Origin of the sequence: uncultured Chitinibacter sp. (genome assembly GCF_945957625.1) — a bacterium.
GTDB lineage: Bacteria > Pseudomonadota > Gammaproteobacteria > Burkholderiales > Chitinibacteraceae > Chitinibacter > Chitinibacter tainanensis.
Genome location: NZ_CAMFLP010000005.1, coordinates 41,453 through 61,524, shown reverse-complemented (window position 1 = coordinate 61,524; position 20,072 = coordinate 41,453). Strand labels below are relative to the sequence as shown.

At 50.9% G+C, this 20,072-nt stretch carries 21 protein-coding genes and 1 pseudogene; 17 read left to right on the top strand and 5 right to left on the bottom strand.

Annotated features, from left to right (window positions below):
* Positions 1-10: 10 nt before the first annotated feature.
* Positions 11-445 (top strand): annotated as a pseudogene (locus QV747_RS08085) (FxDxF family PEP-CTERM protein); the annotation flags it as partial.
* A 45-nt stretch (positions 446-490) separates the two neighbouring features.
* Here the strand turns inward: QV747_RS08085 and QV747_RS08080 are convergent.
* Together QV747_RS08080 and QV747_RS08075 are read right to left on the bottom strand one after the other, a co-directional pair.
* Complete coding sequence (locus QV747_RS08080; protein ID WP_273432145.1) at positions 491-1,138, bottom strand: fumarylacetoacetate hydrolase family protein; 648 nt, start codon at positions 1,136-1,138, stop codon at positions 491-493.
* Positions 1,139-1,150: 12 nt separating this feature from the next.
* The gene (locus QV747_RS08075) at positions 1,151-2,071 is read right to left on the bottom strand and encodes a CobD/CbiB family protein (RefSeq protein WP_028449260.1); all 921 of its coding nucleotides are present in this window, start codon (positions 2,069-2,071) and stop codon (positions 1,151-1,153) included.
* A 198-nt stretch (positions 2,072-2,269) separates the two neighbouring features.
* On the opposite strand from QV747_RS08075, the gene QV747_RS08070 reads away from it, so the two are divergent.
* From QV747_RS08070 to QV747_RS07995, 16 genes are all read left to right on the top strand, one after another.
* Complete coding sequence (locus QV747_RS08070) at positions 2,270-2,863, top strand: superoxide dismutase (protein ID WP_273432147.1); 594 nt, start codon at positions 2,270-2,272, stop codon at positions 2,861-2,863.
* A gap of 585 nt (positions 2,864-3,448) precedes the next feature.
* Complete coding sequence (locus QV747_RS08065) at positions 3,449-5,491, top strand: glycosyl hydrolase family 18 protein (protein WP_273432149.1); 2,043 nt, start codon at positions 3,449-3,451, stop codon at positions 5,489-5,491.
* Positions 5,492-5,772: 281 nt separating this feature from the next.
* Positions 5,773-6,207 carry a type II secretion system major pseudopilin GspG gene (gene gspG / locus QV747_RS08060; RefSeq protein ID WP_052190673.1) on the top strand — a complete coding sequence of 145 codons (435 nt, stop codon included), beginning with the start codon at positions 5,773-5,775 and terminating at the stop codon, positions 6,205-6,207.
* Between the two features lie 9 nt (positions 6,208-6,216).
* Positions 6,217-7,395 carry a type II secretion system F family protein gene (locus tag QV747_RS08055; RefSeq protein ID WP_028449256.1) on the top strand — a complete coding sequence of 393 codons (1,179 nt, stop codon included), beginning with the start codon at positions 6,217-6,219 and terminating at the stop codon, positions 7,393-7,395.
* Complete coding sequence (locus tag QV747_RS08050; RefSeq protein WP_273432152.1) at positions 7,392-9,050, top strand: GspE/PulE family protein; 1,659 nt, start codon at positions 7,392-7,394, stop codon at positions 9,048-9,050. The genes QV747_RS08055 and QV747_RS08050 overlap by 4 nt, the downstream gene beginning before the upstream one ends.
* Positions 9,031-9,822, top strand: a complete 792-nt coding sequence (locus QV747_RS08045; RefSeq protein WP_156129011.1) for a hypothetical protein — start codon at positions 9,031-9,033, stop codon at positions 9,820-9,822. The genes QV747_RS08050 and QV747_RS08045 overlap by 20 nt, the downstream gene beginning before the upstream one ends.
* Complete coding sequence (locus QV747_RS08040) at positions 9,819-10,397, top strand: hypothetical protein (protein ID WP_028449253.1); 579 nt, start codon at positions 9,819-9,821, stop codon at positions 10,395-10,397. The genes QV747_RS08045 and QV747_RS08040 overlap by 4 nt, the downstream gene beginning before the upstream one ends.
* On the top strand, positions 10,394-10,918 hold the full coding sequence (locus QV747_RS08035) for a hypothetical protein (RefSeq protein ID WP_273432155.1): 525 nt from the start codon (positions 10,394-10,396) through the stop codon (positions 10,916-10,918). Before QV747_RS08040 ends, QV747_RS08035 begins: the two co-directional genes overlap by 4 nt.
* Complete coding sequence (locus tag QV747_RS08030; RefSeq protein ID WP_273432157.1) at positions 10,918-11,469, top strand: hypothetical protein; 552 nt, start codon at positions 10,918-10,920, stop codon at positions 11,467-11,469. Before QV747_RS08035 ends, QV747_RS08030 begins: the two co-directional genes overlap by 1 nt.
* Positions 11,466-13,454, top strand: a complete 1,989-nt coding sequence (locus tag QV747_RS08025) for a secretin N-terminal domain-containing protein (protein WP_273432159.1) — start codon at positions 11,466-11,468, stop codon at positions 13,452-13,454. The genes QV747_RS08030 and QV747_RS08025 overlap by 4 nt, the downstream gene beginning before the upstream one ends.
* A complete protein-coding gene (locus QV747_RS08020) occupies positions 13,454-13,924 on the top strand; it encodes a type II secretion system protein (RefSeq protein ID WP_273432160.1) in 471 nt (156 codons plus the stop codon). Before QV747_RS08025 ends, QV747_RS08020 begins: the two co-directional genes overlap by 1 nt.
* Positions 13,914-14,291, top strand: a complete 378-nt coding sequence (locus QV747_RS08015; RefSeq protein ID WP_273432163.1) for a type II secretion system protein — start codon at positions 13,914-13,916, stop codon at positions 14,289-14,291. The genes QV747_RS08020 and QV747_RS08015 overlap by 11 nt, the downstream gene beginning before the upstream one ends.
* A 2-nt stretch (positions 14,292-14,293) precedes the next feature.
* Positions 14,294-14,785, top strand: coding sequence for a membrane protein (locus QV747_RS08010; RefSeq protein WP_028449249.1), 492 nt, complete (start codon positions 14,294-14,296; stop codon positions 14,783-14,785).
* Between the two features lie 203 nt (positions 14,786-14,988).
* Positions 14,989-15,879, top strand: a complete 891-nt coding sequence (locus QV747_RS08005) for a hypothetical protein (RefSeq protein WP_273432165.1) — start codon at positions 14,989-14,991, stop codon at positions 15,877-15,879.
* 11 nt (positions 15,880-15,890) lie between these two features.
* Positions 15,891-17,372: a heparin lyase I family protein gene (locus QV747_RS08000; RefSeq protein WP_273432167.1), complete on the top strand. Its 1,482-nt coding sequence runs from the start codon at positions 15,891-15,893 to the stop codon at positions 17,370-17,372.
* A gap of 48 nt (positions 17,373-17,420) precedes the next feature.
* On the top strand, positions 17,421-17,873 hold the full coding sequence (locus QV747_RS07995) for a DapH/DapD/GlmU-related protein (protein ID WP_273432169.1): 453 nt from the start codon (positions 17,421-17,423) through the stop codon (positions 17,871-17,873).
* Between the two features lie 44 nt (positions 17,874-17,917).
* On the opposite strand, the gene QV747_RS07990 is transcribed toward QV747_RS07995, so the two are convergent.
* The 3 genes from QV747_RS07990 to QV747_RS07980 are packed head-to-tail and all read right to left on the bottom strand — an operon-like array spanning position 17,918 to position 20,046.
* The gene (locus tag QV747_RS07990) at positions 17,918-19,084 is read right to left on the bottom strand and encodes a nucleotide sugar dehydrogenase (RefSeq protein ID WP_273432171.1); all 1,167 of its coding nucleotides are present in this window, start codon (positions 19,082-19,084) and stop codon (positions 17,918-17,920) included.
* A 39-nt stretch (positions 19,085-19,123) separates the two neighbouring features.
* A complete protein-coding gene (locus QV747_RS07985; protein ID WP_273432174.1) occupies positions 19,124-19,600 on the bottom strand; it encodes a glycosyltransferase in 477 nt (158 codons plus the stop codon).
* Positions 19,597-20,046, bottom strand: a complete 450-nt coding sequence (locus tag QV747_RS07980; RefSeq protein ID WP_273432176.1) for a hypothetical protein — start codon at positions 20,044-20,046, stop codon at positions 19,597-19,599. The genes QV747_RS07985 and QV747_RS07980 overlap by 4 nt, the downstream gene beginning before the upstream one ends.
* Positions 20,047-20,072 lie beyond the last annotated feature (26 nt).

Below are 20,072 nucleotides of genomic sequence, written 5' to 3'. Positions count from 1 at the left end.
AGCAATCAGCTTCTCAGCCTCTGCAGCCGTTGTAGAGCTGGTAAATGTTGAAGCCGTCGCCGTGTCCAAGGGCGCATTCACAAATGATTACTCATTCAAGTTAACTGGTTTTGGTAATGCCACAGGTCAAGGTAACAACAACCAGACTTTCACGACAAAAGGCAAAGCCATCACTAACATCCAAAACGGCTTGGTAAGTGTAATCGGCAAGGCCACCAACACTACTTTTGCAACTTTTGCACTTAATGATCAAGCACACACCTTCAATCTAGGTGCAGGCGAATACTTTTTCCGCGTAACAGGTTTCGGCACAGGATCTAACGGCGGCAATTACGACCTGTTCGCCAGCGCTAACGTAGCCCCAGTACCAGAGCCAGAAACCTATGCCCTGATGGGTCTAGGTCTGGTAGGTCTGCTGGCAGCACGTCGCCGCAAAGCAAAATAACACACCGGCAATTACCGCAATAAAAAAGCCCCGCAAGGGGCTTTTTTATTGCACATTCCAAGTGGATTGCAGAACACCATCCCAAGCCAGCAATAATTCATCACCCGCCTGCAGTGGCCCCACACCTTCGGGCGTACCGGTGTAAATTAAATCACCAGGCTGCAAGGTGAAGTAGCGCGAGAGCCAGCTGATTAACTCAGCCACCGAAAAAGCCATGTCTCGCGTGTGTGCCAGCTGCCGCAGCTCGCCATTAATCTGCAAGCTAAAGCTTTGCTGTTGTGGCTCAATGCCCGCCGCCGGCACAAAATCAGTTAATACCGCCGCACCATCAAAGCCCTTGGCCAAAGTCCAAGGATTGCCGGCTTTTTTGGCCGCGGCCTGCACATCTCGAGCGGTCAGATCCAGCCCCAAGGCATAAGCTGCAACGTGGTCCAACGCTTGCGCAGGCGAGATATTTTGGCCGCCCTGCCCAATCGCCACCACCAACTCTAATTCATGGTGTACATCCGCCGACCAGCTCGGCAACACAATCGGCTGCCCGGGCTGCAACACCGCTGAATTGGGTTTGATAAATACCATGGGTTCGGCAGCAATCTGCGAGCCCATCTCTTTGGCGTGCGCATGGTAATTGCGGGCCACGCAAAAGATATTATTAACGCGCAGGGTTTGCGTGCCAATCTGGATTTCAGCCATCACTCACCTCGCCTAAGACAACCACTGGGCAATGGAGAACAGCAAAATCACGGCGAGCCACAAGATCGCCGCGCGCCACACCAGCGCCACCGCACTCACCAGATCATCCGTCGTAGCCACTTCGCCCACGCCAAGTTCCGGCCTGAATTTCACGGTATGATCTTGATGAAGCGCCTCGCCCAGCTTAACGCCCAGCGCGCCGGCCGCTGAAGCCAGCAAAATGCCGTACTCCTGATCCATCCACTGCGCTGCCTGCTCGCGCCAGCAATACACCGCATCTTCAAAATTACCCACAATCGCAAAGCTGATCGCCGCCAAGCGCACCGGGATAAAGTCGATCCATTCCATGGCCGTATCGGCAAAGCGGCCAAACACATCGCCATGCCCACCCCAGCGCTCTTGCAACAAACTCGCGGCGCGATACAACACGGCCCCCGCTGGGCCAGCCACACCTGCGAGCAAAACAAACCAGAAAATTGTGCCAAAGACGTACCGATGCGAATCAATCACGCCTTGCTCGATGGTGAGGCGCGCTACTTCAGGCTCACTGAGTTCCGAGGTCGATTGACCGGTCCAACCACCCAGCAAATCGCGAGCCGCTGGCAAATCATCGCGCTGCAGCGCTTTGGAGATCCCAGTAAACGCGTAACTAAACTGGCGAAACCCCATCAGCAAATACAGTACGGCCACATTCCAGCACATGGCGGCAAAGACATTAATCTGCGCCAGCAGCCAATACCCCCCTACCGCACCGGCCAGCAATGGCGCCACAGCTAGCAGCCAGGCATATACCCCATTGCGATATTCGCCAGCATTCATCCCCCGCGCCATTTGGTTGGCCAGGCGAACAAATAATAGATAGATCGGATTACGGTTACTGATCGGGCGCAACTGCTCCAGCGCCAGCGCCAGAATCAAAGACAGAATACTCATAAATCACCACGGGTCTAGCACGCAGATCCAGCCGGCAAGGCAAGCTGGCACTGGGTTTTTCCTGCATCACACCATGCGACACACCGTCTTTCACGATACCATAGTGCCCCATGGCCACCAAATACAATGCAAGTACTTGAAATACACTGCGACAACGCCATATCAGCCTAGATGACCACCCAACCGGAGAATCCACTCATGGAACACAAACTACCAGAACTGCCATACGCACAAGACGCCCTCGCTCCTTATATGTCGGCCGAGACCCTGTCTTACCACTATGGCAAACATCACCAGACTTACATCACCAACCTGAACAACCTGATCAAAGGCACCGAGAACGAAAGCAAATCGCTGGAAGAGATCGTTAAAACCGCTCCAGCGGGTGGCCTGTACAACAACGCCGCGCAAACCTGGAACCACACTTTCTTCTGGCTGGGCTTTGCACCAAACCCAAATGGTGAAGACCGCGCACCTGCAGGCGCCTTGGCCGATGCCATCAACGCCAAATGGGGTTCGTTTGACGAATTCAAGAAAGCCTTCAACGCTTCAGCCGCTGGCAACTTCGGCTCAGGCTGGACCTGGCTGGTGAAAAAAGCCGATGGCAGCGTTGATATCGTTAACACTGGCGCCGCTGGCACTCCACTGACCACCGCGGACACTGCGTTGCTGACCTGTGACGTTTGGGAACACGCCTACTACATCGACTATCGCAATAGCCGTCCAAACTATCTGGAAGGCTTCTGGAAGCTGGTGAACTGGGCTGTGGTTGCGGAGCGCTTTGCGGCGTAAATACCGCACCAAGCTGTGACCTTGCTCACAGCAGCTAGTTTCGTCGCAAAGACGGAAAAATCAAAGGCAGCCCCGGTGGCTGCCTTTGTGTTTTTTGCTCGCAGCAAAAAGATACCACTTACAGGCCAAACCCTTGTAAACAAACTGGTATCAACACACATGACAACTGGTTTTATCGCAGGCACCGGTTGCAAATTTATCCGCTCGTCATGCGTAGTGGTTTTACCTTATCTTTTTCAAAGCCAAACCCAAACTTACAACCCAATTCAACCCTAGCTTTTACGCCATTTGTCGCGGTTAAGCGGTGTTGACAGCCCCGATGTAGTGTGAAAAATTACCACTACAGCACCACGCACAACAGCCCTTTACCCAAGCAGAAGCTGCATGCGAGTTGCCAGAAAGTGGTATCACAAAAACTTTCTGTTGAGCTTAAACAACCGGCCGGACGCTCGATCGTGCGCAAAACGTCGACATAGCGACTACCTCCACTGGTTGTGACCGTCGTGATACTGGGAGTCAGTTGCATTTTGCTAAGCTGCGCCCCGGAGTCAGGACACTCCAATTTACAGGATGAGAGGAATCAGAATGAACTTCCGTTTGACTGCAATTTCTGCGGTAGTAGCCTTCGCATCATCGGCTGCATTTGCTGCCCCAGCTTGGAACAGCACCACCATCTACACCGGCGGTGAAGTCGTTACTTACCAAGGTAAAGATTACAAAGCGAAATGGTGGACACAAAACAACGTACCAGGCGCCGAGCAATGGGGCCCATGGGAACTGGTAAGCGGTAGCGCCACTGCAGCGCCAACCACCGCACCAACTTCAGTACCGACTGCTGCCCCAACTAATGCACCAACCTTGGCGCCAACTACTGCACCAAGCACGGCCCCAGGTGCTTGTGTTGATGCTGCTTGGAGCAGCAGCACCGCCTACACCGGCGGCCAGAAAGTTAGCTACAACGGTCGTTCATACCAAGCACAGTGGTGGACCAGCGGTGATCAGCCAGATCTGAATACCGGCTCAGGCAAACCTTGGAAAGATCTGGGCGCGTGCAGCGGCGGTACCGCCACAGCAGCACCAACAGCCACCCCAGTGGTAACTGCGGCTCCAACGGCCACACCAGTTGTGACTGCTGCGCCAACCGCGACACCAGTGGTTACCGCAACACCAAAACCAACTGCTACGCCAACTGCAACACCAGTTGTGACAGCAGCCCCAACGGCAACGCCAGTAGTCACTGCAGCGCCAACCGCAACCCCAGTGGTTACCGCAACACCAGCACCGACCGTTACGCCAACCGTACCACCAAGCACTGGTGCGAAACAAATCGGTACTTACTTTGCCGAGTGGTCAATCTACGGCCGTAAGTTCTACCTGAAAAACGTTCAAGACAGCGGCCAAGCAGCCAAGCTGACCTTCCTGAACTACTCATTCGGTAACGTTTACAAACAAGCTGATGGCACTTACCAGTGTCAAGCCAACGTAAACAAAGCTGAAACCGGCAACCAAGATGGTGGCGATGCTTGGGCTCTGTACCAAAAAGGCTTCGCTGCGAATGAATCAGTGGATGGCGTAGCAGACGCTTACGGTTGGCCAACATGGGATGATCCACGCAACGGCGTATCAGGCCCACTGAAAGGCAACTGGAACCAGCTGAAAAAACTGAAAGCCAAAAACCCGAACCTGAAAGTACTGATTTCTCTGGGTGGCTGGACTTGGTCGAAATGGTTCTCTGCAGCGGCTTCAACCGATGCACTGCGTAAAACACTGGTTTCTTCGTGTATCGACGTGTGGATCAAAGGCAACCTGCCATTTGATTCAGGCTCGAACGCTGGTGGCCCAGGCGTAGGTGCTGGTGTATTTGATGGTATCGATATCGATTGGGAATACCCAGGCGTACAAGGTATCGGCACCAACACCGTATCTGCCAGCGACAAAGAAAACTACACGCTGCTGATGAAAGAATTCCGCGCCCAACTGGACGCAATCGGTGCGCAAAACAACAAGCGCTACCTGCTGACCGTAGCGATCGGTGCTGGCGATGAGAAAATTGCCGCTACCGTTCCAGGCGAATACAGCAAGTATCTGGATTGGATCAACATCATGTCATACGACTTCAATGGCGCATGGGATGCTCAAGGTCCAACCGACTTCCAGTCAGCACTGTATGCAGATCCAGCTAGCCCACGCTACAAAGATCCGAAAACTGGCAAGATCACTAGCTACTACACCGATGCAGCAGTGAAAGACCTGATCGCTCGTGGTGTACCAGCAGCGAAACTGCACATTGGCGTACCATTCTACGGCCGCGGCTGGACTGGCGTGACCAACGTCAATAACGGTCTGTATCAAGCTGCCACTGGCGGCGCAGCCGGTACTTACGAGAAAGGGATCGAGGACTACAAAGTACTGAAGAACGCGCCAGGTACTGAGTACATCCACCCAGTAACCAAACAAACCTACAAGTTTGATGGTTCAACTTTCTGGTCGTATGACACCCCACGCGATATCAAACTGAAAGCTGATTACGCGAAATCAATGGGTATGGGCGGTATCTTCAGCTGGGAAGCCGATGGCGACACGGCCACTGGCGAACTGGTTGATGCAATGACTCACATCAACAAGTAATTTCTAGCGCTTGTTGCAACCCCCTCCCTTGGAGGGGGTTTTTTTATGTATAACGTATTTAAATTTAAGCCAGATTGACCAATAAATAACACCAAAAGAAAGAAAAGCATAGCCATAAGCAAAAAAGGATGCACATCACAGAACCCGCAAAAATACTGGATTTTCAGCCCGCACAACGCAGTAAAAAGCCTTGATTTACCGGTTAAAAGGCAGTTAGCATGTCAGCTAGAGGATGGAATAAACTAACGTCTCGACAAAAAGATTTCTACACGAGAGTTAACATGACTAAGCAAGATATTTCACGCTCAGCACACGCCGGCTTTACCCTGCTGGAATTGCTGGTCGTACTGCTGATTATTGCCCTGCTGGCCGGCTACGTCGGGCCGAAGCTGTTTGGTGAGGTGGGCAAAGCCAAAACCAAAACTGCAGCCAGCCAGATGAAATCCATCGCTGATGCGCTGGATCATTACCGCCTAGACACTGGCCGCTACCCCAGCAATGAGCAAGGGCTGGATGCGCTGGTTAAACGGCCGAATGACGAGAGCAAATGGAACGGCCCCTACCTGATGAAGGATGTCCCGAACGATCCATGGGATAAGCCCTACATCTATCGAGTGCCAGGCGAAAATGGCCACGACTATGATCTGCTGACTTATGGCCTCGATGGCAAAGCCGGCGGTAGCGGCGAAGACGCCGACGTTAGCTACTGGCAATAAGCCTGCGCCATGCACTACAAAGTCAAAGCCCTCGCTGCCGGCGTAATGCAGGAGCTAGAGCTGGATGCCGCCAACACGGATGAGTTGCGCGCCCAGCTCAGCGCCAAAGGCCTGCAGCTGGTCAGTTTCGAAGCAGAACGCAAATTTGGGTTTTCGTTTGGCAAGAACGAATTCCAGGTTTCGCTTTTCACGCAAGAGCTGATCGCGCTGCTAGAAGCTGGGCTGACCCTGGTCGAGGCGATGGAAACGCTGAAAGAAAAAAGCGGCCAAGACCAGAACCGCACGGTGCTAACCCGCATGATCGAAGGGCTCTACCAGGGTTTCCCGCTCTCCAAAGTCCTCAGCCAAATGCCGGAGCTTTTCCCGCCGCTGTATGTGGCGACCGTGGGCTCAGCCGAAAAAACCGGCCATTTGGCCGACGCGCTGAAACGCTATCACCACTATGAAACTCGCTTGGCGGCGGTCAGAAAGAAAATTGTCGCTTCGCTGGTGTATCCGCTGGTAGTGATCGGGATTGGCGGCAGCATTATGCTGTTCCTGCTGTTTTATGTGATTCCGAAATTCAGCCAGATTTACGCCTCGATGCGTAACCTGCCCTTCGCAGCCCAAGTGATGCTGTGGTGGGGTGATCTGGTTCACCAGCATGGGCAGATTATCTTCGGTAGCATTGTCGCTACCTTGGTGGGCGGTTATTTGCTGGTGCGCACGGAAGCCGCGCAAACCATGCTGCAGGAAATCTTCTGGAAGCTGCCCAAACTCGACGGCTATCGCCGCTTGTTTTCGCTGACCCGGTTTTACCGCACGCTAGGCCTCTTGCTCTCAGGCGGCTTATCTATTGTGGCCGCGATGGATCTGGCCGCACAACTGCTGCCGGTACAAATGCGTTTGGCGCTCTCACAGGCGTTGGTGGACATTAAATCCGGCCAGCAAGTGTCTGCCACCTTGCCTAAATACGGCTTAACCACCCCCGTAGCCGAGCGCCTGCTGCGGGTCGGCGAACAAAGTGGTGAGCTGGCCACCATGTGCGAGCGGGCCGCGCAGTTTTGCGATGAAGAACTGGATCGGGCGATCGAGATGTTCACCCGCCTGTTCGAACCCATTTTGATGTTGCTGATCGGTGTTTTGATCGGCGGGATTGTATTTTTGCTCTATATGCCGATCTTTGAGTTGGCCGGGAATATGCAATGAGCGAACTGACTCTGGATCTGATTCAGCATTTGCGCAGCAACGGCGGCAGCCAGCCGTTACCGATGCTGATTCAGCAGTCGCTTGGCCTGAATATCGAGGGGTATTGCGCCGAAGTCAGCGCCTACCTTGGCGTTCCAGCCATTACCCAGGAGGAGTTATACCAGCTCAAGCCGCGGTATGATCTGCTCTCCTTCACCGATGCCGCGGCGCATCAGTGTTTCTTGGCTGAAAGCACCCAACTGGGCACGATTCTGGTGATGGCCGACCCATTTAATCCAGTGGTGCGCAATTGGGCGCAGCAGCGGATTACCGTCGCCTATCGCACCACCTTCGCCCACTACGAAGTCCTGCAGCATTATTTCAACGAATACGAAACCTCGCACCGCGCCATGGAGCAGTTTGGCGGCGGTGAAGGTGGCGAAACCTTGCAAGCGGGCGTGACCGAGATTTCTCTCTCCACCCTCTCGCAAGACGCCAACCCCGTGGTCAAGCTGGTTAACTCCACGCTCTACGACGCGCTCAAAGCCAAAGCCTCCGATATTCACATGGAAACCACCCCGAGCGGGATGACCATCAAATACCGGATTGACGGCGTGCTATTGCATGCTGGCGGCACCAATGGCGCGGATAAAGCCGAACAGATTATTTCCCGCCTGAAGGTACTGGCCGAGCTGGATATTTCCGAACACCGTATCCCACAAGATGGCCGTTTTAAAGCGCTGATCAATAATCGCGATATCGATTTCCGGGTCTCGATCATGCCGTCGATTCACGGCGAAGATGCCGTACTGCGGATTTTGGATAAGCAAGGTGGCGGCGACTCTTTCAAGCAACTACGCCTCGATACCTTGGGCCATGAAGCGCAAACCATGGCGGCGATTCGCAGTCTGTCGCACGAGCCCTACGGCCTGCTGCTGGTCACCGGCCCGACCGGTTCGGGTAAATCCACCACGCTGTATGCCACGCTGTCGGAAATTAATAATGGTGAAGAAAAAATCATCACCATTGAAGACCCGGTGGAGTATCAGCTGCCCGGCGTATTGCAGATTCCGGTCAACGATAAAAAAGGCCTTACTTTCGCCCGCGGTCTGCGCTCCATCTTGCGCCATGACCCGGACAAAATCCTGGTCGGTGAGATTCGTGACGGTGAAACTGCCAATATCGCCGTGCAAGCGGCCCTCACCGGTCACTTGGTACTAACGTCGGTGCACGCGAATAATGCTTTTTCGGTGATCGACCGCTTTATTCATATGGGCGTAGAGCCTAATAGCTTTGTGGATGCGCTGATTGGCGTAGTGGCCCAGCGGCTGATCCGTAAAGTCTGCCCACACTGCGTGGGGCCGGACGAGCCGGATGACGCACTGCTGCATAACTCGGGCCTCACGCGCGAACAAGTTCGCGGCTGGACTTTCCGCAAAGGTAAAGGCTGCACCGCCTGCCGCAATACCGGTTACCTTGGTCGAAAAGCCATCGCTGAAGTGCTGCGGCTAGATGATGATATGAAGCAAGCCATCGCCAGCCATGCCCCGGCTGTAGAGCTCAAACGGTTGGCCCTGGCCAAAGGCTTTGTCTCGATGCGCCAAATCGCCGCCAATGCGGTGTCACGTGGTGAAACAACTTTGCAGGAAATCAATCGTGTCACCTTTGTTGATTAATCATCACGCCTGCTTTGGCAAACAGCGGGTGCGGCTGGCTAGCCTGAGCTTGAGCAAAGAAGTGCTCAGCCGCCGGCGCGGCACGATCGACCCCTCGCCGGATGTGCTGGTGTCCCGCCTGCAAGATTTGCTGACCAACACGCCACGCGGCAGTTTGGGACAAGACCAGATCAAGCTGATCTTTGGTTCACCCTGGGTGCGTTATGCTTGCCTGCCCTGGCAAGATGCCCTTGCCACCGAAGCTGATTGGGAAAATTACGCCCGCATTCTGCTCTCGCAGCAATACGGTGTGAGCACCGATAGCTGGCGGATTCGCGTTTCGGCCGGCTCATTTGGCCAGCCGCGGATTGCCGCAGCCATTGAAGAAGGCCTGTACCAGACGATTGCCGAGCTGTGCCGTTCCAGCAAGCTCAAACTCGCCGAGGTCGAGCCGTTATTCACCACCGCGGTGAACCAGCATCACCGCGCACTGAAAGGCAATGAACATGCGCTGATGGTGGTCGAAACCTCGCATGCGATTGTCGGTTTTTATCGGGAAAAAGCCTGGCAAGGCGTGATTGCCATGCCTATTCAGCTCGATACCGACGAGCTAAGCAACTCACTCTCTGCGATTTTGCGCGAAGCGGCAGTCTTGTCGGGCCAGTTTTTGCCTGAGCATGTTTATCTCACCTCTTGTGATGTGTCTTTGCAGAGCTTAAAAGCCCCCGATTTTGATTTTGAATGGCTGGGCACCGCACATCCGCAATTTATTCCCGGCGAGGTGCATGCATGAAACGCCTGCAACTCGACTTTCATCGTAACCCGTCGGTCGTACCTTGGCTGGGGCTGCTACTGACCGTCATCGGTATTGTCGCGGTGTTATGGGTGATGACCCAGCTGGATGTCGCCAAAGAAAATCGTAACCAGCTCGAAATTCGTGAAGATGAAGTGGCCTTGCGCCTGCGCCAGCAGGAGGCACGCCGTCTCGCCGAGCAAAAAGCCTCACCGGTTTCTGGCAAAGTGGCCAAAGTAACGCAAGCGCAGCTGGTGCAAAACGAAATCGGCATGGGCATTCTGGAAGAAGTCTGGCGCCCCGAAATTGCCTTTACCCGCATCGATATTGCCACGGTCGAGCAAGACATCAAGCTCGAGCTAGAAGCAAAAACCCTGAACGACGTGCTACTGCTGGTAGATCGCTTAAATGCCCACCCAGCCGTGCGCAATGTGTCGCTGGCGCGCAATGCGATTAAATCGGGTGATCCATTCAAACCGGCGGTGGCCTCCATCGAGTTCTTCTGGAAAGATGCCAAAGCCGATGCGCTGAAAGCCTCGAATGTCGCCTCACAAGTAACGGGGGCCACACGATGAAAAAAGCCCAATTGATGTGGTATTTGCGTCAGCTGCCCAAGTACGCCGGCGTGCTTGGCTTGGCAGGGTTTGCACTATTGGGCTTTGCACTGATGCTGTATACCCAAGATTTAAAGCCATACCAGGCTGATCTAGCCAAACGCGAAGCTGAGCTTGAACGCAAATTCAAGCTGCTGCGCAGCTCGGCGATGGCCAGTGAAGCTACCGCAGCCACGGTGAAACTGAATCAAGCAGATACCTTCACCTTTTTCTTGCGCCGCGTGAATGAAGTAGCCAGCGCCAATCAGGTGGTAATGGATCAGGTGGATTACAAATCACAGCTTGAAGCGGATGGCAAATTGAAACGCTATAGCATGCAGTTTCCAGCTACGGCGCGCTATATTCAGTTCCGTCGCTTTATGGCCGCCCTGCATCAGATTCCGGGCGTACGTGTGGAAGCCGCCAATTTGCAACGCAGCACCATTGGCGAGGAGCGCTTGTCGATTCAGGTGCAGCTCTCTTATCTGACGGAGGTGCGTTAATGCTCTCCCGTCCCATGCAGATTATTCTCGGTGGCACTTTAGCGCTGACTGCTTATACCTTCTGGCAGGATTCACAACAAGAAGCGCCAGAACTCGACACGGCGGCACCACGTGCGCAACGCGCCAGTGTCGCCAGCAGCGTAGCCAAAGCGGTGGCACCGGGCGCTTCAGTAGCCAGCATGGCTGCCGTGGCGCCAGGTTCGCATGAGCCCAGCAGCCTGTCGGATTTATTCCCGAAACAGAATTGGGCGCCGCCACCGCCAAAACCAACACCCACACCGAAACCGACCCCAACCCCGGTACCGGTGGCACCACCATTTCCTTTGCAGCTCACGGCCACTTGGCACGATAAGAGCAGCGATTATTACGTGCTGGAAGGACAAGGCCAATCACTGGTGTTGTGCTCAAGCTGTGACACCATGGGCCGCATTCGCCCGGGCGAGACTTTCTTGGGCGTGTACCGCCTTGATCGGCTGAGCCGCGATGCAATCACCTTCACTTATTTACCACTCAATCAGCAGCAATCGCTGCCGACAGGAGGAACGCCGTGAAACGTGCGTTAATGACCTCAATGATTTCGCTGGCTTTCTTGGCCGGCTGTGCCGCCGATATGGCCCGTTATCAAGCAGAGACCCAGCAAGATGCCGGCAATCCAGAAGCGGCGCTGAAAATCCTGAAGCAGCAGATTGCCAGCTCGCCCAATGACATCAAATTGCGCGCGGCTTATCAAAGCAGCGTGAGCCGGTTTGTGAATAACCTCTTGGTGCAGGCCGATCAGGCACGTGCGCAAGGCAATAGTGCGCTGGCCATCAGCAGCTATCAGCAAGTGCTGGTGTGGGATCCGACCAATTTCCGTGCGCAAGAAGGCGTGCGGCTGATTGAGATGGGCGTACGGCATGATTCAATGCTGAAATACGCACGGGAAAACAAAGACAGCCGGCCGGATGAAGTATTGGGTATCGTGCAGCAAATCCTGATGGATAACCCGCGCAATACGCAGGCACAGCTGATTAAAAACGATATTGAGAACCGCAAAGCGCGTGAAGTCAGCCTGCGCCCCAGCCTAGCACAAGCCCTGAAAAGCCCAATCTCGCTGCAGTTTCGCGATCAGAGCATGATGAGCGTGTTTGATATTGTGTCGCGCATCGGCAAGGTGAACTTTATCTTTGATAAAGACGTTCCCCCTAATCTGAAAACCACGATCTATGCCCGCGATACCACAGTGGAGGACGTTATCAATCTGATTCTGGCCACCAATCAGCTGGATAAAAAAATTCTGAATGACAACACCATTCTGATCTATCCAAAGCGCCCGGATAAAGATCGCGATTACAAAGATATGGTGATGCGCACCTTCTATCTGTCTAACGCCGATCCGAAGCAAGTGCTGGCCATGATCAAGCAGATGGTGAAAACCCGCGACGTGTATATCGACGAGCGGCTTTCGATGCTGGTGATGCGCGATACACCCGATGCCATTGCCGTGGCCGAGCGCCTGATTGCCGCTCAGGATATTCCCCAATCTGAAGTGCTGATGGATGTGGAGATCCTCGAAGTCTCGAATAGTGACGTGCTTGATCTGGGTATACTCTACCCGGGTAGTGTCACCGGCACCGTATATGGCAACACGATCGGGGCAGTACCCGTGACCACCACCAATACGGATGGCACGAAGACCACCACAACGCCGACTAAAGTGGCAGGCCAGGTAACTCTGGATCAGATTAAAAACATCAATAAATCCGATGTGCTGATCAATCTGGGTAGCCCAACGATCACCGCCAATTTCTTGCAGCAGCGCGGCAATACCAATGTACTAGCCAACCCGAAAATCCGGGTGAAAAACCGTGAAAAAGCCAAAGTGCTGATCGGGGATCGCGTACCAGTGGTAACCACCACGACCTCGAATGGCGTGAGCACCGAATCGGTAAACTACCAAGACGTGGGCCTGACCTTGAATGTTGAGCCAGTCATGACGGTCGACAACGAGATCAGCGTGAAGGTGAACCTCGAGGTTTCGAATATCGCACGCCAGATCACCACCAAATCGGGCCTGGTGGTTTACCAGATTGGTACCCGCCGCGCCGAAACCAATATGACGGCCCGTGATGGCGAAACTCAGGTGCTGGCAGGCTTGCTGAGCCGTAGCGAAACCGATACCGGCCAAGGCTTGCCGTTTATTAGCACGATCCCGGTTCTGGATCGCATCTTTGGCACTAAAAAATCCGAAGCGAACAAGACCGAGATTATCCTGATGATTACGCCACGCGTGGTGCGCTCATTGCCGCTGCCATCGTCGCATATCACTAGCTTTGATAGCGGCACCGAAGGCGCGATCAGCACCGACCCACTGCGCCTGCGGCCATCGTCCACCTTCAGCATCAACTCGCAAGGCGGCGCGCTGCCGTATGTACCACCCGCACCAGCTCCGGCCCCTGAGCCGCAGCCGGCGCCGCAACCACAGCAGCCCCCACAGCCCCAAGCGGAACAACCGCAGGGTCAGGTGAGCCGTGGCGCGGGGATGCGGGGTCGCTAATGCGTCAGTCCGGGTTTACGCTGATCGAGCTGATGGTCACCTTGACCATCCTGGCCGTGCTGGCGACAGTGGCTTTGCCGCTGTCGCAAGTCGCGGCTACGCGTAATCGCGAAGACGAATTACGCCGCTCTTTAACGCAAATCCGCGATGCAATCGATCAGTACAAACTCGCAGTCGAAGCCGGCAAGGTCAATAAATCTCTGGAAGACAGCGGCTACCCGCCTACTCTGGATGTACTGGTAGATGGCGTCAAAGACCTGAAAGACCCGGGTGGGCGTAAGATCTATTTCCTGCGCCGCATGCCTCGCGATCCATTCTGCGATTGCCCAAGCAAGAATAATGCGCAAACCTGGGGGCTCCGTAGCTATGCCAGCCCACCCGACGCGCCGGCCGAAGGGCGCGACGTGTATGATGTGTACTCCCTCTCAAGCAACGTAGGATTGAATGGTGTTCCCTACCGTGACTGGTAATCCCCGCCGTCTGGGCTTTACCCTGATTGAACTCTTGGTGGTACTGGCGATTATGGCCAGTCTGCTGACCCTAGTTGTGCCTCGCTACTTCCAGCAAACCGATCGCGCACAAGAAACGGTACTGAAACACAATCTAGTCGCAGTACGCGAAGGGATTGATAAGTTTTTTGCCGACACCGGCCGATATCCCGCCACCCTGCAAGAACTAGTCGATCGCAAATACCTGCGCGAAGTTCCGCTCGACCCGATTACCAACAGCCGTGATACCTGGGTGATTATCAACCCCGAGGGCAATGGCGGTGTATATGACATCCGCAGCGGATCGGATGCCACCGCCAAAGACGGCTCACGCTATAACAGCTGGTAATGATGGCCAAGCGTTCACCTAGCCGGCAACAAGGCTACGCCTACCTGTGGGCGCTGACCATGGTACTCATCATGAGCGTTTATCTGGCAAAAGTGGGCGAAACCTGGCAAAACCGCATTCAGCGCGCTAAAGAGGCGGAGCTACTGCGTGTGGGTCTGGAAATCAAAATCGCCATCAAACGCTATACTGAAAATAATATTGGCGATAATCCACAAACCGCTTATCCCAAAACCTTGCAAGACCTGGTGCAAGACCCGCGCGTGCAATTTCCCAAGCGCTATCTGCGCAAAGCCTACAAAGACCCCATTACGGGCGAAGACTGGCTCTACATCAACGCCCCCGGTGGTGGCTTTTTGGGGGTAATGAGCAAATCCACCGCCAAACCACTCAAAACCGCAAATTTCACCGAAGATTATTCCGGTTTTAATGAAGCGAAAAGCTACCAAGATTGGCGCTTTGCACAATGGCCAAACCGCGGCGGCGGCCGCCGATAAACGTATGGTGTAGATTACAGCGAAGCATCTATGCCGTAAGTTGTTTAGCTATACACATAAAACCTAAACAGTCTCGCTGTACACTTTGAAACCTACCCAATCTTAATATTAGCACTCACTAATTAATCCGATGGGCGGGCTTGAGTCTACCAGCAATCAGTATTAGCATTTGCTTATATTTACTAGAAAAGAAAGGCAGAAAAATGCTAAGCCTTACTAAAAAACTGTTATTTTTTGCAAGCTTTGTACTTGCAATTTTCGTAACTCCGCAAACAGCATCAGCGATAGAGAACAAAGATCTAGCGTGGTGGAACAGTACAACCGAGTATCCACTTGGCAAAGTAATTTTGTACAACAATACGCAGTGGTATGCGCTGAGCAAAAATCTAGCCAAACGGCCAGGGACAGAGCAAAGTGGCTGGATCAGAATCGATCAGCTAACCAACACATCTCTATCTTGGTGGAATGCCAACACACAATATGATGCAGATGTGATCGTTCTCTACAATAATACGAGATGGTTTGCGCGCTGGATCAGTAAAGGGGAAAGACCCGGTCAACCTTACGTAGCTTGGGAACGTTTGGCCGATAAGCCAGCAAACGCCACTTCAACCCCAGCACCGACGACATCAGCAGCCCCAACTCCAATCACCACAACTAAGCCAACACCAGCACCTACCAGCCAAGCAGGAGCAACACCAAGCCCAACGCCGAATAACAGCGGTATAGGCCAAACAAACACGAACCTGCGGGTATTTCAATTCGGATCGCACGATACAATTGACCCCGCGATAACAAAAAAAATACAAACACCAGCAGTATATTCAACAGGCTATTGGGTCAATGCTGGCGAGCCAATTATCATGGCATACCACATAGCAAACGCGGCCACGGCATCAAGAGGACAAATCGCAATTGTGGATGAAAACGAATTCAACACGGGAATTGAAAACAGCACCGAATTGCAAATTGGTTCAAATTTTATCACCGCTCCAAAAGCAGGACTGATTGTGTTCATCTCAGTAGATGCGCTTGAGACGACATCAGCCGTACACAATCTAGAAATATTATCCGGTGGCAGCATCAAAGAATAGAGGATTTTAAAATGAAAAACTTAGCTCGCATTGCAATGTTGGTTATGACTTCGGCACTCTGCATGGCCGCCCCACCATCGGTAAACGATGTAAAAAATGCGCTATCAATCAGCCTGCCCAACATTCCAATTACACTGGAAGTGGCGAACGAAACAAGTATTGCCATTAACAATGATCAGGTTGATTTTAAACTGAGCGGCGCAGACCCCAAAGTAAATGGTGGGATCAGATCTGAACTTGCAATCAACTACCCATACCTAGAAGGCGAAGTCGTTAATTATCAATTTGATGTAAAAATCCCTAAGGACTTTTCATTTGACAGCCTTAATCGATGGTGGGCTATTGCTCAGTGGCATGATCAACCGAATCCGAAAATAGGTGAAACATGGTCAAACTTCCCAGGAAAGTCCCCCCCCATCTTTATTCAAATTGAGAAACAGGCGGAAAAACCTGTACTGGCATTCCGCAATGTAACAACAGGAAAAATTGAAAGAGTAAATATACCTCTCGACGAATGGATCACAGTACGCTCGGCAATCGCATGGAGTACAAAATCAACAGGCATCAGCACGTTTGAAATTTCGAAGCAAAGTGGAAAAATTGCTAACGTTCGCCTCTATGGCGCTAACATGAACACGCCATACTTCCACTATTTAAAAATCGGACAGTATAGAAACCCAGACATAAGAACAGCAAACAGCATTAGCTTCAGAAATGTAAGCATTTTGCGCCCAAGCACGCTGGGACAAGGAACAAATAATCTGAGCAATCAAAGTGGAACAGGAAAACCGATCATTCTCCTAAAACTTGATGACCTGATGTACGCCCACAAAGATCGACCTACATATACCATTAGCGCCAACTGGCAAAGAGTAATCGATTTAATTTACCAATTCAAAATCAAAGCCAATATCGGTATTCTGACCGAATCCTTGGACAACGACACGCACCAAAACTATTTCAACTGGATAAAGAAAACAAAACAAGATGGCCTTATCGAATTTTGGAATCATGGTCACAACATAAACTACATATCACCAGAAGGGCTTGCAAATAATGCCTTTTCGGGAACGACGCTAGCAGAGCAAATTCGTATCCTGACTTTGTCACAAAATTTAGCACAATCAAAGTTAGGTTTTAAATTTAACAGTTTTGGCCCCCACTACAGCGGAACAGACAACAATACATTTCAGGCTTTGCAGTTATTTCCTGAGATTAAGTATGTATGGTTTTTTAAACCGACCACAGGCACAAGCACTTCGAAAACAATAGTTAGCCGGAATATTGAAATGGAGTACCCTACCCTTAACCCAAGCTTTGAACAATTTAAAGCTAACTTCATAGCAAAATCAAAAAATATAGAGTATGTGGCATTGCAAGGCCACCCAAACGAATGGACAGATGACCGATTCAATAATTTCAAACAAATAATTGAATGGCTTTTGAATAATGGATACTTGTTTGGGAAGCTCAGCGAAACGATTGCTCCGTAGCGAATACGATGTTAGGATCAGTACTTTCGTACACAATGAGACAAAGAAATGAGTGAGCGTATCGAACCTAAATACGGCCCTATTAAAAAAATATATCTCAAATTTAGAGACACAATTTTATCTAGCCGCTGCTATTTTTACAGAGCACGCTACGGCATGAATATACATCCCACCGCAAAGTTCTCAATGAGCACTAAGCTAGATAAGACAAATCCCAGAGGAGTGAATATCGGCAAATACACATATCTTGCCTTTGGCTCGGTAGTCCTAACTCATGACATGTGCAGAAGATTCCATGCATCCACCTTCATTGGTGAGTCATGCTTCATAGGCGCACATGCAATCATCATGCCAGGCGTAAAAATTGGTAATCAATGCATCATCGGGGCAGGGTCAGTTGTTGTTTCAAATGTACCTGACAATTGTATTGTAGCGGGCAACCCTGCAAAGATTATCCGAACAGGAATTAAAACAGAAAAATATGGAAAAATCATTAAATAAACAGAGTGAAGCAGCCCTCTAAAAGGGCTGCCTTTACTATAAAATCAATCCCGACCGTACAAATCACGTGTAAATACCTTCGTATTTACATCAGCCAGTTCATCAGAGATACGGTTTGTAATTATTACATCCGAACAAGCTTTGAACGCCGCCAAATCAGAATAAACCTTAGAGTTAAAGAACAAATCTTGCCCCAAGGTCGGCTCATACACCACCACCTCAATACCCTTAGCCTTAATTCTTTTCATAATCCCCTGAATTGCCGAAGACCTAAAATTATCAGAGCCTGCTTTCATCACCAAGCGATAAATCCCCACAACTTTTGGAGCTCGCTTAATAATCTCGTTAGCAATAAAATCCTTACGAGTTGTATTGGAGTCAACAATAGCTCGAATAATGTTATTTGGCACCTCTTGGTAATTGGCCAGCAATTGCTTAGTATCTTTAGGCAAGCAATATCCACCATAACCAAAAGAAGGATTATTATAATGATTACCAATACGAGGATCCAAGCCAACACCCTCGATAATTTGCATAGAATCTAAACCATGGCTAATTGCATAACTATCGAGCTCATTAAAATAGGCAACCCGCATAGCCAAGTAGGTATTAGCAAAAAGCTTAATTGCTTCTGCCTCTGTTGAGCCAGTGTGAAGAACAGGAATATAACGTTTTATTGCCCCAGCCTGCAGAAGAGAAGCAAAACGAACAGCTGCTTCAGAATGAGATCCAACTACAATGCGCGACGGATGAAGGTTGTCATAAAGAGCTTTCCCCTCCCTCAAAAACTCAGGTGAAAAGAATATATTCGCGACTCCAAAAGAATCGCGCATACGATCAGTAAACCCTACAGGTACAGTTGATTTAATGACAATAGTCGCTAAAGGTGCAAGTTTAAGTGCATCTGCGATCACAGATTCAACAGAGCTGGTATTAAAGTAATTTGTTACAGGATCATAATTTGTAGGCGTCGCAACAATTACAAATTCGGCATTTTCATATGCACCATCCTTATCTAACGTCGCATGCAAATCCAAATTTTTATTCCTGAGATAATATTCAATCTCTGAGTCAGCAATTGGACTTAGCTTTTCATTTATCAGCCTGACTTTTTCGGAATCGATATCCAATGCAACAACCTGATTATTTTGCGCCAACAAAATAGCATTAGACAAACCGACATAACCAGTACCTGCCACGACAATTTTCATAAGTCAAATCCCAGTGCGATTTAAGATAAAATTCGTACATTAACCGTTAATAAATTTTGACAAGTTTCTGATTAGTTCTTCATTTGCATAATCTGAAACTAACAATTCTGAGGTTGCAACAACACCACGATCAAGCATAGACAGCAAGGTAGGCTCATCCCATGCTACATAAACAGACACTTTCCCCTCTAACCATCGTGCTGTTGCCAGTTGATGCTCATTGCGGTGCTCTCCTAAACTCGCTTTACGCGGGAAGATAATAATGGGTTTACGATATTTTAAGGCAGTAAGAACCGACCCCATACCAGCGTGCGCAACAATCAAATCTGCATCTTTAAAATAAGTATTTGACTGGCTAGGAGATACAAAATTTAAACATTCCAAACTTTCAAATTCAGATGTAGTTGGACCAACCTGAGCAACAATGCGAGTCTTCGTATTTTTTGCTGCCCATTCATTAATCACAGAAACAAGTCGATCAAATGGTAATTGTGTACCGACAGTAACATAAATCACAACACACTCCCCCAGTAGTATGGGCCATTAGGTGTTGCTAAATGCTCCCACTGGGTTAACCAAGCATGGGCAAATTTGCCGGCATGCATTCCCGAGCTGGAAAGTACTTCTGAATTAGCAATACTATCGATCCAAATAGTTTTCGCCCCAAGAAGGCGGCCAAATAATATCGCAGCAAAACCTGGGGCAGCCCCTGTTGTCACTACGACATCTGGTCTCACTTTCAGAATTACAACTAAAACCTGTAAAAACATAAAAAACAACTTAAGCTTATTCCATAGATTTGCGTCAGTGACAACATGAAGCTTTGATTTAACTTCGGCAGCATAACCAGAGTTTGTAGATAGATACTGAACATCACAGCCGGCAAAAGCAGGCTGCAGTCGCAGCAACTGTACCCAATGCCCTCCACCAGAAGCGACAGCCAATATTTTTTTGTTTTCCATACAAGAAACCCAATTAGAATATTTTA

What these genes read in the sequence shown, in the direction of transcription:
- QV747_RS08040 (WP_028449253.1), top strand. Translation starts at nt 9,819, where the DNA reads ATGAAACGCCTGCAACTCGACTTTCATCGTAACCCGTCGGTCGTACCT.
- gspG (WP_052190673.1), top strand. Translation starts at nt 5,773, where the DNA reads ATGACTAAGCAAGATATTTCACGCTCAGCACACGCCGGCTTTACCCTG.
- QV747_RS08050 (WP_273432152.1), top strand. Translation starts at nt 7,392, where the DNA reads ATGAGCGAACTGACTCTGGATCTGATTCAGCATTTGCGCAGCAACGGC.
- QV747_RS08030 (WP_273432157.1), top strand. Translation starts at nt 10,918, where the DNA reads ATGCTCTCCCGTCCCATGCAGATTATTCTCGGTGGCACTTTAGCGCTG.
- QV747_RS08020 (WP_273432160.1), top strand. Translation starts at nt 13,454, where the DNA reads ATGCGTCAGTCCGGGTTTACGCTGATCGAGCTGATGGTCACCTTGACC.
- QV747_RS08005 (WP_273432165.1), top strand. Translation starts at nt 14,989, where the DNA reads ATGCTAAGCCTTACTAAAAAACTGTTATTTTTTGCAAGCTTTGTACTT.
- QV747_RS07980 (WP_273432176.1), bottom strand. Translation starts at nt 20,046, where the DNA reads ATGGAAAACAAAAAAATATTGGCTGTCGCTTCTGGTGGAGGGCATTGG.
- QV747_RS08000 (WP_273432167.1), top strand. Translation starts at nt 15,891, where the DNA reads ATGAAAAACTTAGCTCGCATTGCAATGTTGGTTATGACTTCGGCACTC.
- QV747_RS08070 (WP_273432147.1), top strand. Translation starts at nt 2,270, where the DNA reads ATGGAACACAAACTACCAGAACTGCCATACGCACAAGACGCCCTCGCT.
- QV747_RS08075 (WP_028449260.1), bottom strand. Translation starts at nt 2,071, where the DNA reads ATGAGTATTCTGTCTTTGATTCTGGCGCTGGCGCTGGAGCAGTTGCGC.
- QV747_RS08065 (WP_273432149.1), top strand. Translation starts at nt 3,449, where the DNA reads ATGAACTTCCGTTTGACTGCAATTTCTGCGGTAGTAGCCTTCGCATCA.
- QV747_RS07995 (WP_273432169.1), top strand. Translation starts at nt 17,421, where the DNA reads ATGAGTGAGCGTATCGAACCTAAATACGGCCCTATTAAAAAAATATAT.
- QV747_RS07990 (WP_273432171.1), bottom strand. Translation starts at nt 19,084, where the DNA reads ATGAAAATTGTCGTGGCAGGTACTGGTTATGTCGGTTTGTCTAATGCT.
- QV747_RS08080 (WP_273432145.1), bottom strand. Translation starts at nt 1,138, where the DNA reads ATGGCTGAAATCCAGATTGGCACGCAAACCCTGCGCGTTAATAATATC.
- QV747_RS08010 (WP_028449249.1), top strand. Translation starts at nt 14,294, where the DNA reads ATGGCCAAGCGTTCACCTAGCCGGCAACAAGGCTACGCCTACCTGTGG.
- QV747_RS08055 (WP_028449256.1), top strand. Translation starts at nt 6,217, where the DNA reads ATGCACTACAAAGTCAAAGCCCTCGCTGCCGGCGTAATGCAGGAGCTA.
- QV747_RS08035 (WP_273432155.1), top strand. Translation starts at nt 10,394, where the DNA reads ATGAAAAAAGCCCAATTGATGTGGTATTTGCGTCAGCTGCCCAAGTAC.